Genomic DNA, 13285 nt, shown 5'->3' with positions numbered 1-13285 from the left:
TTTCCAGAGTGTGAAGTGTAAGTTTATTCCAATAATATTTGAAAAATTAAAGGAAAAAATTATAGGTTTGAAGAATAAATCTCACAACATATGTATACAAATGTGTACATATAAAATAGGAGGTGTAAATAATGGGACAAGATTTTCGTAAAAAAACATTTCGAGGTGCAAAAATTGAAGATATTATCTTGGAATTAGAGAAGCTAAGCTCGTTATGTGAAGAGAAATCTAAAAGTAGTGACCAATTAGAAAGACAACGTTTTTATGAGGGAATGGCTATTGCTTATACAACAATTGAAGTGAAATTAAAAGGCGATTTCGATTATATTGAGCCGAAAGTAATTGATGAACTGTACAATGCTATAGAGAAAACTTCAAATCCAAATAGTATAAACAATACAGAACACGTTGCAACTTGTTCTTTTTGTCGTAGAAGTAAAGAAGAAGTCGGAGAATTAGCGATGGGACCAGGAGTTTCTATATGCATTGAATGCTTAGAGTTTGGTGCAGAAGTTATTAAATCAAATTCCTCAGAAGGTTAAACTCTCTCTAACAAGCAGGTTGTTACTTTAACAAAATTGGAAAACCTTTATAATTTGGTTTCCCATATTTCTAATTATCAACATTAACATTTAACACAGCCAAAAAGAAAGAAAAATAAGTCATAATTCTGGCGAAGCCCTTTTCTGTCCTATTTTCAAAAAATTTCCACAATACCTTGTCCCTATTACGTTTTTCGTGCATAATCCCGTATCCAAGCTAATAAACTGTTACAAACCTATAAAGAGAGTGTTTGAGGTGGGGGATCGTTTGAACAGTAACCGAAGTGAATATGGCCTAGGATCTGTTTATTTTTTGTAATGGCAGAAGATGGTTTGTTGAAGGTAAAAGCGAGTCTCATTTCACACTCCTCACATCCATTTTAGGGAGGGCGAGTGGTGTGCACGATTACATCAAAGAGAGAACCATCAAGATTGGAAAGTATATCGTGGAGACGAGAAAAACGGTTCGCGTAATTGCGAAGGAGTTTGGCGTATCCAAAAGTACGGTCCATAAAGACTTGACAGAAAGGCTTCCTGAAATTAATCCAGAGCTTGCAAATGAAGTGAAGGAAATATTAGATTATCATAAATCAATTCGACATTTACGCGGAGGTGAGGCAACAAAACTAAAGTATAAGAAGGAAGAGCTAGAAGGCGAGCCCGTCCAATAAAATTAGATTTTAACAGTCTAGTCTGATCAAGCTAGGATTGGTTGGGCTAGGCTATTTTGATACAGGGGAGAGCTAGATTCTTGTATTTCGGTGTGACCTTCTGGAGATGTCGATTTGATAAAAATTGTTCCAGAAACATGTGTGTTGTGTAATATCAGTGGGATTCGCTGAAAATTATTACAATAAATATTGGGCTTTATTAAAAAAATCGGCCAGCAAAACCCAAAATTATCGTAAATTAACCAAAAAAACGGCGGATTTCCAGTGGATTCGTGGGAATTTGATATTACCATGAAAAAATATAGCATAAACATCAGCCCCGAGAATAACATATCCGCGATAATTCAAACATATCCGCGATTTTCAGCAATATTTACGCGATTATTTCAATTTATCCGCGATTCTAGAGATATATCCGCGATTATCGAAATTTATCCGCGAAAACGCAAATTCCTTGTATTTGCCCACCCCTGCAATAACCCCAATTACATAAACCACAAAAATATTCGTGTTAACCCACTATCCAAGCAGACACCCAAGACCCATTCCCCAAGCGAATCCCAACCCGGTCCCAGGGCCCAACCCCATCCCAAGACCAGACTCCCAAAAAAACCCAACCCCCATCCCAAAACCCAACCCGGTCCCAAGGCCCAACCCCCACCAAACCCACCCCAATAAAGACTAGACTCCCCACCAATTGGCCAAACTAAGGAAAATAGCCATGATTCTGCCATAAGATTGGTCAAAATTTGACAAAATGTTACTTTCTTCTTGCAAAGTATGATAGAATATTCAATTAGGGTAGAACTCGATTCTAATTTAATAAATGTAGTTCACTTGTTGGCGCCAGAGGATAGGATTGAAGTGGCAACAAGCATTAGGAAATAGAAAAAAACTGCAAGAGTATGCTGCTGAATATGAGTCTGATAAATTAGGTGATCACAGGTCGAACCGGACTATTTGCTCAAGGAGGAAATATTGGAATGTTTGCTAGGGATATAGGAATTGATTTAGGAACGGCTAATGTACTCATTCATGTCAAGGGCCGTGGAATCGTACTAAATGAACCATCAGTTGTAGCGATTGATCGCTCTACTAACAAAGTTTTGGCTGTAGGTGAAGAGGCTAGAAAGATGGTTGGTCGTACACCAGGTAATATCGTGGCCATTCGTCCGTTAAAAGATGGAGTTATCGCAGATTTTGACGTAACAGAAGCGATGCTAAAGCATTTTATTAATAAATTAAATGTTAAAGGCTTTCTTTCTAAACCGCGCATCTTAATTTGTTGCCCAACAAACATTACAAGTGTGGAGCAAAAGGCTATCAAGGAAGCAGCGGAAAAGAGCGGCGGAAAGAAAATCTACTTAGAAGAAGAGCCAAAGGTAGCAGCAATTGGTGCCGGAATGGACATCTTCCAACCAAGTGGGAATATGGTTGTTGATATCGGCGGTGGAACAACTGATGTTGCAGTTCTTTCCATGGGTGATATCGTTACATCCTCTTCCATCAAAATGGCCGGAGATAAATTTGACAATGAAATTCTTCAATATATTAAACGTGAATACAAGCTATTAATTGGGGAACGTACAGCTGAGGATATTAAAATTAATATCGGAACCGTCTTCCAAGATTCTCGTCATGAGGAAATGGAAATTCGCGGTCGTGACATGGTTTCAGGCTTACCAAGAACCATTACTGTTCGTTCTGAAGAAATCGAACATGCTCTTCGTGAATCTGTTGCCGTTATCGTCCAAGCAGCAAAAAGCGTGCTAGAACGTACACCACCTGAATTATCAGCGGATATTATTGATCGTGGCGTTATTTTAACAGGAGGCGGAGCGCTTTTACACGGAATTGATATGCTCCTTGCTGAAGAATTAAAGGTTCCTGTATTAGTTGCTGAAAATCCAATGGATTGTGTGGCAGTTGGAACAGGAATTATGCTCGACAATATTGATAAACTTCCAAAAAGAAGATTAGGCTAAGCTTGTCGAATACCCCAAGTATTTGACAAAAAAGTGGCTTGCATTGGTAGGAAACATATTTTTTCCCAATGTTGGTCACTTTTTTTTATGTATTTCGACCTATTTCTGCAAAAAATTAATGTTTATTCGTGTATATTTTTTTATAATAGATATAAGTGAAAGTCTGTCTATGAAAAAGAAAGAATTTTTGATAAAAATAATTTTGAGCACGCGCTCCGGAACTGCTGCATTTTTAAGCAATTGAAACGCTGCTCATATTTTACCTGAGGTGATCATATGTTTAGAGGTTTCTATACCGTAGCATCTGGTATGCTTGCCCAGCAGCGCAAAACAGAAATGCTGACCAATAATATGTCAAATGCCAACACACCTGGATATAAAGCAGACCAATCTTCCATGAGGTCATTTCCAGCGATGTTGTTAAATAGAATGGACCAAAAAACGGTCCCAACAGAAGATAGCTTCAGTCTTCCGACTACGAACCGTGTAGGCTATTTAAACACAGGCGTATACATGCAAGAGGCTATGCCTAAGTTCATTCAAGGAGATCTTCGTGATACCGGCCTAAGCACAGACCTTGCGTTAGTAGATATCAATATTCCTGCGAATGAAGAAAACGGGCAGAGAGGCTCTGTATTTTTTACCGTTGAAAGTGCAGACGGAAATCCACGCTATACGAGAAACGGGAATTTCACTCTCGATGGCTTAGGTTATTTAACCACTGCGAGTGGGCAGTACGTTTTAGATGATCAAGGAGATCGAATTCAACTCTCCAGCGATAAATTTACCGTCGACGAAAACGGCTTAATTACAGGAGAAAATGGAGAAACAGCAAGAATCGGAATTGGTTTTTCAGATAATCCTCTTCAATTAATAAAAGAAGGCGACGGTCTGTATCGCACAGCGAACAGAAACCCGCTAGAAAGCGCGTATAATGCTGAAGGAATTCAGTTTAAAATGCAACAGGGCTTCATTGAAGGCTCCAACGTCGATGTCAGCCGCACAATGACGGACATGCTTACTTCTTATCGTGCATTTGAAGCTAACCAGAAGGTACTTCAAGCTTATGACCGTAGTATGGAAAAGGCGGCAAATGAGATTGGGAGAATCGGATAACGATTTGGCTATGTTATGTTAGGATGGAACTGTTCAGACCACCATATGGCAAGTGAACGTGAAATAGAATTGTTCGGATTAATATTCGGCAGTGAACGTGGATTTGAATTGCTCGGATTAATATTGGCAAGTAAAAGTGGATTTGAATTATTTGGATTAATATTAAGCAAGTGAATGTGAGCTTAAACGGCTCATGTCAACATTCGCAAGTGAACGTGAACTTGAAACGTTCAGATTAACATAAGACTATTGCATGTTAGACCAAAACAGCTTGGCTGAATCCAGCTAGAACGGAAGGGGGAAACGAATTGAACCGCACAATGCTTACAGCAACAAACACACTTGCACAATTGCAGAAACAAATGGATATCATCAGCAATAATATCGCTAACGTCGACACCACTGGATATAAGCGAAAAGAATCGCAATTTACCGATTTACTGGTTCAGCAGGTAAACAACCAGCCAATCGAACAAAATGAGATTGGCCGCTTAACACCAAACGGAATTCGTCAAGGAAATGGTGCCAAGCTTGCTCAATCAAAGATTGTAATGTCACTTGGTGCGATTAAAAGTACATCCCGCACACTCGATACTGCTTTTACAAAAGAGGGGCAGCTTTATAAGGTACTTGTGCAAGATGGCAACGAAAGCAACATAAACTATACGAGAAACGGTGCCCTTTATCTATCGCCAGTGGGGGAAGATGAAGTCATGCTCGTGAATGGTGACGGTTTTCCTGTTCTCGACGAAAATGATAATCCCATCACCATTACAGGAGATGTGAAGGAATATACAGTGACCGGGAATGGCCAACTAGTGGCCAATATGACGAACGGCAGGGTTCAAACCTATAATTTAGGCGTAGTCCAAGTCAATAAACCGCAATTCCTAGAGCAAAAGGGAAATAATCTTTTCGGATTGCCATACAATTATGCTGAGCTCGACGCTACCGTTGAGGATATTCTCACTGAATTAAATGGACCATTAAGAGAGCAAATCGGAATCCAAGGAAGCGCGCTAGAACAATCCAACGTCGACCTTTCTAAAGAAATGACCGATTTGATAAATGTCCAAAGAGCCTACCAATTTCAATCTCGTTCCGTCACCTTAGCTGATCAAATGCTAGGACTTGTGAACGGAATTCGCTAAAAGGGGTTAAAAATATGTCTGTAAACAACAATAGCCATGAAGCTTCGGTTACACGTGAACAAGTCAAAATGGAACGTGAGCATAATCGTGATCGTGAGAACCAAACGGAAAAATTAAGTGAAAGAAGAAAAAGAATTCGCGTTCGCCTAATTCCCGTCTGGCTTCGTGTCGTCATTGTTGCCATTATGATTGTCTTTGCCGTCATGATCGGTGCAATTTTTGGCTACAGCGTCCTAGGCGACGGAAAAGCCGGCGACGTCTTCCAAAAATCAACCTGGACACATATGGTAGACCTAGTCAAAAAAGAAAAATAGCGTGACAATCACCACCCCGGTGACCGCTATCAATAACAGTCACCACACACTGGAAGGGAGACAGAGCACTCCCTTCCTTTTTTTGAACTGGGGTAACTAGGGTGACAGGCACCTGTAAGTAAATGGAAACTATCAGATGAAATTTAAAGCAACCCTTCATTTATTCTTGACCAAAAAGGAAGAGAGAATTCTTTAGAATTGAATTTGGACATTTTAGGGATCATCCTTTACAATGTACACAGAACCTAATATTAGTAGGAGGTACTAAAATGTTAGATATTACTCAAATGAAAGAAATCCTTCCACATCGTTATCCCTTTTTATTAGTTGATAAAATTTTAGAAGTAGAAGAAGGAAAAAGAGCAGTGGGTATTAAAAATGTCACGGCAAATGAAGAATTTTTCAATGGACATTTTCCTGATTACCCGGTCATGCCAGGGGTTTTGATCGTTGAATTATAAGGGGTTATAATTTATTAATCTCTAATTATATGTTTCTAGTTGATTATTAAGCTAAAAACCAAGATACACATGCATTTTGGTTTTTAATAATATGGTGTTCCAGTGTGTTTTTTGTGAGAGGGCTAATGCTCTCTCTTTTTTTATTGTGCTATACATTTTGTATGTGTATTTAGAAGTCGGTTATTTGTTGTTATTTATGTGTTTATTAAAATATTGAATTATATGCTTATAATTTAGTTGGAACTTAATATTAGTGTGCATTATAATTAAAGAAAAATAATAGTTTGAAAGATTTAAAATTAATGGAGGTTTTTATGGGAGGATTAGAATTAAAAACAATAATGGTAATACAGAAAGAGGAACCTTTTATGGTTAAGCCATTAAGAACGATATGTAGAAATGGTCTTCCTTTACTCGAAGTTACTGATTACTTAAAAGAAATCCAAGAGGCTAAATCAGAACAAACTCTTAACTCATATACACAACATCTTTTTGTCTTTTATGGCTGGTTGCATGAATCAGATATAATGCTCGAAGATATGACACCTAAGGTACTAAAAGATTATATTAAACATCTAAAGAATTTTAACCATAATCCTGATGAAATCATGGACAACAAAAATAAAGTTCTTTCTGAGAATACTGTATATCAATACGGTGGTACTGCTATTCGTTTTATAGAATGGTGCATGTCCCCAAGTGATCAAATTAAGCTCTTAAAAAAGGTTAAGAGTGGGAAAATAATGCGTCGTGGAGGAATGCTAAGAGGGATAAAAAATATAGTCGAAATAAGCGTTTTAAAAGATATATTGCCTAAAATAAAAGATAAACTACCTGAATTTCTTAGAGGAGAACAAATAGTTGCTATTAGAAAATGGATTAATGATACATATGAAGATTATTATGATTTTCCACAAAGAAGCCTGTATTTATGTGCTTTTGAAATATTAATTGGCTCAGGTGTGAGAAAAGGAGAGTTAGTATCGTTACAACTGGATTGTCTTGAATCAGAAAAAGTAGAAGGAAAAGTAAATTATTGGCTTAAACTCCCTTATCCAAATGAAATTGAAGAGAAATATGATAAGGAATTGCTTCGTAAAATTGGAGTGAATTTAAAAACTGGATTTCGTAAAATTCCAATTACTTCTTTTACTGCAAAGGCGATAAACTCATGGAAAGCAAAGAGACCGCCCGAAGCATCACATCATACCTTTTTACTAGCTAATATACACCCAGATCGACTAGGTCATTATTTTACTACAGAAGTTTTACGAAATTTGTTAAATCAAATGAATAATCCTGACTATGGGGTAGGGTTAGACGCTCATATTTATCCCCATATATTTAGACATTCCTATGCAACTGAGATGACGAGTTTGGAGGTACCGTTGGATACTGTTCAACGTTTGTTGGGACATGCCTCAATCGAAAGTACCCTTGTTTATACTCATCTTGATAATGCTGTAGTTAGAAATCATCTTGAAGAAAAGGTATGGGGGCACACGAAGTTTTTTGGAGGTTATTAGGTGAAAGAAAGTAAGGAAATCATAAATAAAATTCAAGAGGCGTGGCAAAAAGTATTACATGAGAATTTATCTCCAAGTTTATCTGAGTTTGCAAATTTGGCAGGTATTTCTGCTAATACATTGAGAAAATATTCCGAATGGAATCAGAAGGTAAAAGAAAGATATAAACAAAACGGTGTAAGATATAGACAGGATAAAGAAAGAACACTAAAAAAGATTCAAGAGGCTTGGAAAAGGATCCTAGTAGAAGACTTATATCCTAGTGTGTCGGACTTCTCATTACTTTCGGGTGTACCAAACCGAACTATACGAAGATACCCAGAGTGGTATGAAAAAATACAAAACAGATACAAAGAAAAAGGAACTAACAAATTAATAGATAGAACACTGACAAGAATTCAAGAAGCTTGGGAAATGATTGTAGAACAGGATTTGTATCCAAATTTAACTGACTTCTCGGAATTATTTGGTATATCAAGAACGGCTATAAGAAAACACCCAGAGTGGCAACAGAAAATATTAAATAGACATGAAGATAAAGGGATTAATAAAAAAGTAAAAAGAACAGAAGAAAAGATTAAAAAGGCATGGGATAAAATCATAGCGGAAGATCTTTATCCATATTTAAAGGAATTCTGTGATATAGCAGGTGTTTCTAGGAGTGCATTAACCAAACACCCGGAATGGCAAAGAAAGGTTATAAATAGGTATGAGGAAAAAGGAATCGGTAGAAGAAAAGTAACTTCAATAGGGAAAATTCAAGAAACATGGGAAAAAATTATAGAGGAAGATATATTTCCAACTCTGACTGAGTTCGCTGAAATTTCGGGTGTATCTAGAACTCAAATAAGTAGGTACCCCGAATGGAAACAAAAAATAATAAACAGATATGAGAACGAAAGAAAAATAGATAGAATATTAGAGAAAATAGAACAAACCTGGAATAGAATTCTGAAAGAAGAATTGTATCCAGATTTATCGGAGTTTTGCGATATGTCCGGGGTAAGCGAAGAAGAAATTACACGAAAATATGGAACATGGGAAACTAAAATAAAAAAGCACTATAAAGAAATGAGTATATTAAGAAAAATTGAAGCCACTTGGGAAAAGGTAATTGAGGAAAAACTAAATCCGTCAGTTATGCAATTTGGCATTATGGCGGGAATTAGTGGTGATAGCATCAGATATTACTACCCCGAATGGGCAGATAAAATAACCTTTAGGTATAAGGATGGCGATTTGCGAGATGTTCTTACTAGAATAAAGGATACATGGGAAGAGATTGTTAGTGGGGGATTATATCCAAGCTTAAGTGAGTTCTCAACAATGGCAAATGTCGATGTGACCACTATTCAAAGAAGTTATCGTGAATGGGCAGATAAAATTCTTCAACGTAATGAGAGTGTTTTTGTAAGTGCTAATGAAAGACTAGAAAGTGCTTGGAACGAGATTATAGAGAAGGATTTATATCCGACTATGACGGAGTTTGCAGAGATGTCCGGACTAAGTAAATCTCATATGTATGTGTATTATAAAGAGTGGGTTTTTAAGGTTAATGAACGTCTAGAACTTCTAAAACCAGATAAAACATTTATGCGAAGAAATACTTCGGATTCAATTTTATATATATTAACAAATGGGGATTGGCAAATTACTTACACTCGTCATGAGAAAGATTATAGTGTTAACCTTTCCTGGGAATACATACCAGATGAATGGCTGGAATTTTGGCAAACGGTGGCCAAAACTATATTCGATAAAGACAAAATTCTCGAGACTGGGGCAATTATTAGAAATGCAAAAAGGTTTCATGAGTGGCTTTCATTTCCTGTTTTTGATTTAGAGACTGGTGAAATTTTAGGTGAGAATCGGAGTATTGATAGCTTTGATGAATTAACAGAAAGCGATTTTGGTCAATTTGAAGAGGCGCTTAAAGTTATATCTTTCGCTGATTTACCTATAGTAGAAACTGAGACTGCGAGAAGAGAAATTCTTACCGATTTAGCCGATGGTTTTCTAGTGGCTGCTAGAGAATTAGAACGGCCTGAAGTAACTATGAAAACTGTTGAGAGAATACGAGAGTTTAAGAATGGTGCTTACAAAAATATGATGAGAAAAGCTTTTGAAAGGAATGCGAAGAAAGTTCTCTCTATAAAAGATTTAGAAGAAGTTCTCGAAGCATTAGCTCGTGAATATGTCGATTGTGAACAAGTTGGCGATGCGCTTAAAAGAACACTTTATAAAAAACCTTCAGGTGTGGCAGATATGCTTGCTGTTATTTATATACGTTTAGGAATTAGACATGGCATTAGGCCCGAGGAAATACTTGCTTTGAAAGTTGATGACATTATAGAAGATAAGGAAAATGGACATCATACCATTCATTGTATAGATGTTGGAAACAAGCCTGAACGCTATGTAGCAATTGATAAAAGTACATTAGATGCTATTAAATATTATCTTCAGTGGTCAGAACCTGCTAGGAAAGAATTGGACACGAAATTATTTGCCGTTTGCTATATAAGAGTGAATTCTGGTAAGTATATTGCTAGGGCTGCAACTGCAAATGATTTGCAAAACGCAACCTATTACTTTAAAAAGAGACATGGGCTTAGGGATGAGCTAAAACTTAATGGTAAGAATTTACGGAGGACTTTTGGATCTATTCTTGCAATGTCAACTGATAATAGAGAAGTTGTAAGGCAAGCATTGGGGCATACTCGAGTTGAAACAACTGAAAGACATTATACAGCTTTAAACCGAATTAATTTGAGTTACCAGGTTTCTAAGGCATTAAGAGTATATGCACTTGAACTCGCATTTGCTTATAGGAATATAGTTTATGACATAGCAGATGAGCTACCTGAGGTGCAAAAAGCATTAGAGGTCAATCCTGAACGAGATTTAAAGGAAGGCGTTTGTAATGTACCTAAAAAGACTGAAACCCTTGCGGATTCATGTGTTCGAGCACCTTCTTGTCTAGAGTGCAACTTTTTAATTGTAGAAGCACGCAAATTGCCGTTTTATTATGCAGAAAAAGAGAAGTATATGAAAAAGTATGAGGAAGCAAAATCAGAAAGGGTTAAACAATCTCGACTTCGAAGAGTTCAGCAATTAGAAGCATATATATTTCGAATTGAAGATGCGATAGATAAAAAGAAAGAAAGGGAATTGAAGGAAGATGGTAACGGAAGTGATGAAAAACGCCCTCGTAGGAGAACGGCCTACAAAAAGAAAGCGAGGTAAATTACTTGCAAAAGGATTTAAGTAATAGGTTTCGAAACGAAAATATAGTAGAGGAAGAGAAAAATCAGGATTTAAAGATATTTATTGACGAGAATAATGAAATCATCCCAGGTTGCGGATTTAGTGTAAGAAGTGAAATATGGGACTTGCATTTTCGTGAGACTTTGGCTATGAGAGGACCTAAATTGGATTTCAGTTCTCTTCCACTATGGATAAGGCATTTTGTTCAAGATTACATTGAAAATTTATTAACGGTAAAAAAGTTTACAAATTTAACAATATACAATCATTTACAGGCTTGTATAAACTTTGCTGAATTTTTAATAGAAAATCGTCCGGACATATTATCTGTAAAACAACTCGACTTTCATGTGGGAAAGTCATTCTTGAAATGGTTGAAAACAAAGACAGATTCAAACGACGTAAAGGCGAAAAAGCAGGGACATCTTAGAGGGTTTTCCAAATTTATGCATAAATATCGGCCAGGTATGACCCAAGATAATTTTGGATTTCCAACCTATTTTATTTCGAGGTCAAAAAAAATCATTCGATCATATTCAGACTATAAAACAAAAGATGTACCTATTGACACTGTTAAACAAATAATGAGTGCTATATCTCAGGAGGAAGAACGTCAAAAAAATATACTAAGAACTGCAAAAGATAACTGTGGGAATAGAAAAACCAATGCAAAGAATTACCTAATTTATTGTCAGGCATTAAAGATCCTTATTGCATCTGGAAGAAGGACCTCTCATGTTTTGATGATTGATAAAGATCCGTTAAAAGAACCAACATCAGGGGAAGCAGCAGGTGTTTGGCTAACATGGAAAGAAACAAAGACTGATTTGGACGAACAAGATGTTTTTATACCTTTTCCACTTGATCAGGAAGTAAGGGAAGCAGTTAAATATGTTAAAGAATTAAGAAAAGACCTTCTTGAGTATGTAGACGAAGAAGACAAGAATAAATTGTTTCTGGTAATGGGATTTAGGAATCCGGGGGGAGGGCCTCATGCCCACCCAATTCATTATAAAAGCTTTAGGAACTGGGTGAATGGGTATAAAAACTCTGTTGAAGGTGTATGGCGTCCTGGTTTCTTGGAAAGGTACAACATAATCCAGGATGGTGAAATATATAAATTTAAACTACATAGTCTTCGTCACACTCGGTTTAAGCAGTTGCGTATGGGTGGAGCTGGAATTGGGACGATTCAAAATGATGCAAAACATCTCTCGACTGATATGACCATAGTTTATTCAACTGATGATGAAGTTGCAGCAGCTGATTTTCAGAAAGCGACTGAAAAAAAAAGAGTTAATGGGTTATGGAAAAGATTTAATATATAACAAAGAAATCAGGTTAGATAAACTTTCTCCAGAGGAATTAAAACGTGCTCGTGAAAATGGTATGTTTATTCAATTTACTGAATTTGGATATTGTTTTTTAGAAATCGAAAAAGGGAGATGTCCAACAGGTAACTCATGTTGGATAGGTGAGGATGGCTGTGGTTGCAAATACCATCTAACTGCCCCAGAATTTTTACCAATAATTAAAGAAGATTTAGATTTAATTTTAGAGGATTATGAAGACACCCTAAAGGAATCCCCTAATTCACCAGTAATAGGGCAGTATAACGCTATAATCAATCGCTATGAGCAAATTGTTCAGGAGGCACAAGAAGTGCAGAAGGGAAGTAAAGGTAATGGCTAGAGATAAAGAAGCCACTTTAAAAAAAATACAAGAAGCCTGGGATAATATCATTAAAAATGATAGGCATCCAACTATGGCAGAATTTGCAAGGGTTGCAGGCGTTGGTACTAGCACAATCTATCATAATTATCCCGAATGGGCAAAACAAATCCAAAAACGTCGAGACAAAAAACATGGTAAACGTAAAGCATCTCCGGTAACAAAGTCTAGAGAAAAGGAAAGTTTAAAAGCTGCAACAGAACAAATAAAATTATTACAGATTGAAAATCATAGATTAACAACCTCTTTAGAGGATGCTACTAAAGAAATTGGGAAATTACGTCTAAAAGTACAAAAATTCGATGAAATTGAAAAACAAAACCAATTTTTATTGGGTGGTTTTGATTATTTAATAGATCAGTTAATTGCTAGAGGAATGACAAAGGAAAAGGTTGACAATATTTGGGGTATGTTTGAAAAACATATATTGCCTGTAAAGGGTGAGGATGCTAAAAACAAAAGGATATAGGTTGTGTTAATGAACAATATATTAATTTCAATATGAATGATATTTTAATATA

The 13285-nt window shown here is 36.5% G+C and carries 12 protein-coding genes and 1 pseudogene; all 13 read left to right on the top strand.

Annotation, left to right across the window (positions count from 1 at the left end):
- The first annotated feature begins 131 nt into the window (after window positions 1-131).
- Window positions 132-542, top strand: coding sequence for a ClpX C4-type zinc finger protein (locus BQ6100_RS19350; RefSeq protein ID WP_075983157.1), 411 nt, complete (start codon window positions 132-134; stop codon window positions 540-542).
- Between the two features lie 398 nt (window positions 543-940).
- Window positions 941-1213 carry a sporulation transcriptional regulator SpoIIID gene (gene spoIIID / locus BQ6100_RS19345; RefSeq protein WP_075983156.1) on the top strand — a complete coding sequence of 91 codons (273 nt, stop codon included), beginning with the start codon at window positions 941-943 and terminating at the stop codon, window positions 1211-1213.
- A 983-nt stretch (window positions 1214-2196) separates the two neighbouring features.
- The gene (gene mreB / locus BQ6100_RS19340) at window positions 2197-3198 is read left to right on the top strand and encodes a rod shape-determining protein (protein WP_075983155.1); all 1002 of its coding nucleotides are present in this window, start codon (window positions 2197-2199) and stop codon (window positions 3196-3198) included.
- A 276-nt stretch (window positions 3199-3474) separates the two neighbouring features.
- Window positions 3475-4314, top strand: coding sequence for a flagellar hook-basal body protein (locus tag BQ6100_RS19335; RefSeq protein ID WP_075983154.1), 840 nt, complete (start codon window positions 3475-3477; stop codon window positions 4312-4314).
- Between the two features lie 45 nt (window positions 4315-4359).
- The gene (locus tag BQ6100_RS21870) at window positions 4360-4488 is read left to right on the top strand and encodes a hypothetical protein (protein WP_261798582.1); all 129 of its coding nucleotides are present in this window, start codon (window positions 4360-4362) and stop codon (window positions 4486-4488) included.
- A 134-nt stretch (window positions 4489-4622) separates the two neighbouring features.
- The gene (locus BQ6100_RS19330; protein WP_075983153.1) at window positions 4623-5465 is read left to right on the top strand and encodes a flagellar hook-basal body protein; all 843 of its coding nucleotides are present in this window, start codon (window positions 4623-4625) and stop codon (window positions 5463-5465) included.
- 14 nt (window positions 5466-5479) lie between these two features.
- Entirely contained in the window at window positions 5480-5779 is a 300-nt protein-coding gene (locus BQ6100_RS19325; RefSeq protein WP_075983152.1) for a DNA-directed RNA polymerase subunit beta, read from the top strand.
- Between the two features lie 269 nt (window positions 5780-6048).
- A pseudogene (locus tag BQ6100_RS19320) lies at window positions 6049-6234 on the top strand (3-hydroxyacyl-ACP dehydratase FabZ); the annotation flags it as partial.
- Between the two features lie 320 nt (window positions 6235-6554).
- Window positions 6555-7766, top strand: coding sequence for a tyrosine-type recombinase/integrase (locus tag BQ6100_RS19315; protein ID WP_075983151.1), 1212 nt, complete (start codon window positions 6555-6557; stop codon window positions 7764-7766).
- Window positions 7767-11012 carry a site-specific integrase gene (locus BQ6100_RS19310; protein ID WP_075983150.1) on the top strand — a complete coding sequence of 1082 codons (3246 nt, stop codon included), beginning with the start codon at window positions 7767-7769 and terminating at the stop codon, window positions 11010-11012. It begins immediately after the preceding gene.
- Window positions 11013-11017: 5 nt separating this feature from the next.
- Entirely contained in the window at window positions 11018-12361 is a 1344-nt protein-coding gene (locus BQ6100_RS19305) for a site-specific integrase (RefSeq protein ID WP_075983149.1), read from the top strand.
- Window positions 12333-12725, top strand: coding sequence for a hypothetical protein (locus BQ6100_RS19300; RefSeq protein ID WP_075983148.1), 393 nt, complete (start codon window positions 12333-12335; stop codon window positions 12723-12725). The genes BQ6100_RS19305 and BQ6100_RS19300 overlap by 29 nt, the downstream gene beginning before the upstream one ends.
- Window positions 12718-13233: a hypothetical protein gene (locus tag BQ6100_RS19295; RefSeq protein WP_075983147.1), complete on the top strand. Its 516-nt coding sequence runs from the start codon at window positions 12718-12720 to the stop codon at window positions 13231-13233. Before BQ6100_RS19300 ends, BQ6100_RS19295 begins: the two co-directional genes overlap by 8 nt.
- The last annotated feature ends 52 nt before the right edge of the window (window positions 13234-13285 follow it).

Source organism: Bacillus massilinigeriensis (assembly GCF_900117315.1).
GTDB classification, from domain to species: domain Bacteria; phylum Bacillota; class Bacilli; order Bacillales; family Cytobacillaceae; genus Bacillus_BE; species Bacillus_BE massilionigeriensis.
This window is presented reverse-complemented; position numbering and strand designations above follow the sequence as displayed.

Bases quoted from the DNA above. Each gene is read 5' to 3' on its own strand.
- BQ6100_RS19295 (WP_075983147.1), top strand. From the start codon at position 12,718: ATGGCTAGAGATAAAGAAGCCACTTTAAAAAAAATACAAGAAGCCTGG.
- BQ6100_RS21870 (WP_261798582.1), top strand. From the start codon at position 4,360: ATGGCAAGTGAACGTGAAATAGAATTGTTCGGATTAATATTCGGCAGT.
- BQ6100_RS19335 (WP_075983154.1), top strand. From the start codon at position 3,475: ATGTTTAGAGGTTTCTATACCGTAGCATCTGGTATGCTTGCCCAGCAG.
- BQ6100_RS19350 (WP_075983157.1), top strand. From the start codon at position 132: ATGGGACAAGATTTTCGTAAAAAAACATTTCGAGGTGCAAAAATTGAA.
- BQ6100_RS19300 (WP_075983148.1), top strand. From the start codon at position 12,333: ATGGGTTATGGAAAAGATTTAATATATAACAAAGAAATCAGGTTAGAT.
- BQ6100_RS19315 (WP_075983151.1), top strand. From the start codon at position 6,555: ATGGGAGGATTAGAATTAAAAACAATAATGGTAATACAGAAAGAGGAA.
- mreB (WP_075983155.1), top strand. From the start codon at position 2,197: ATGTTTGCTAGGGATATAGGAATTGATTTAGGAACGGCTAATGTACTC.
- BQ6100_RS19325 (WP_075983152.1), top strand. From the start codon at position 5,480: ATGTCTGTAAACAACAATAGCCATGAAGCTTCGGTTACACGTGAACAA.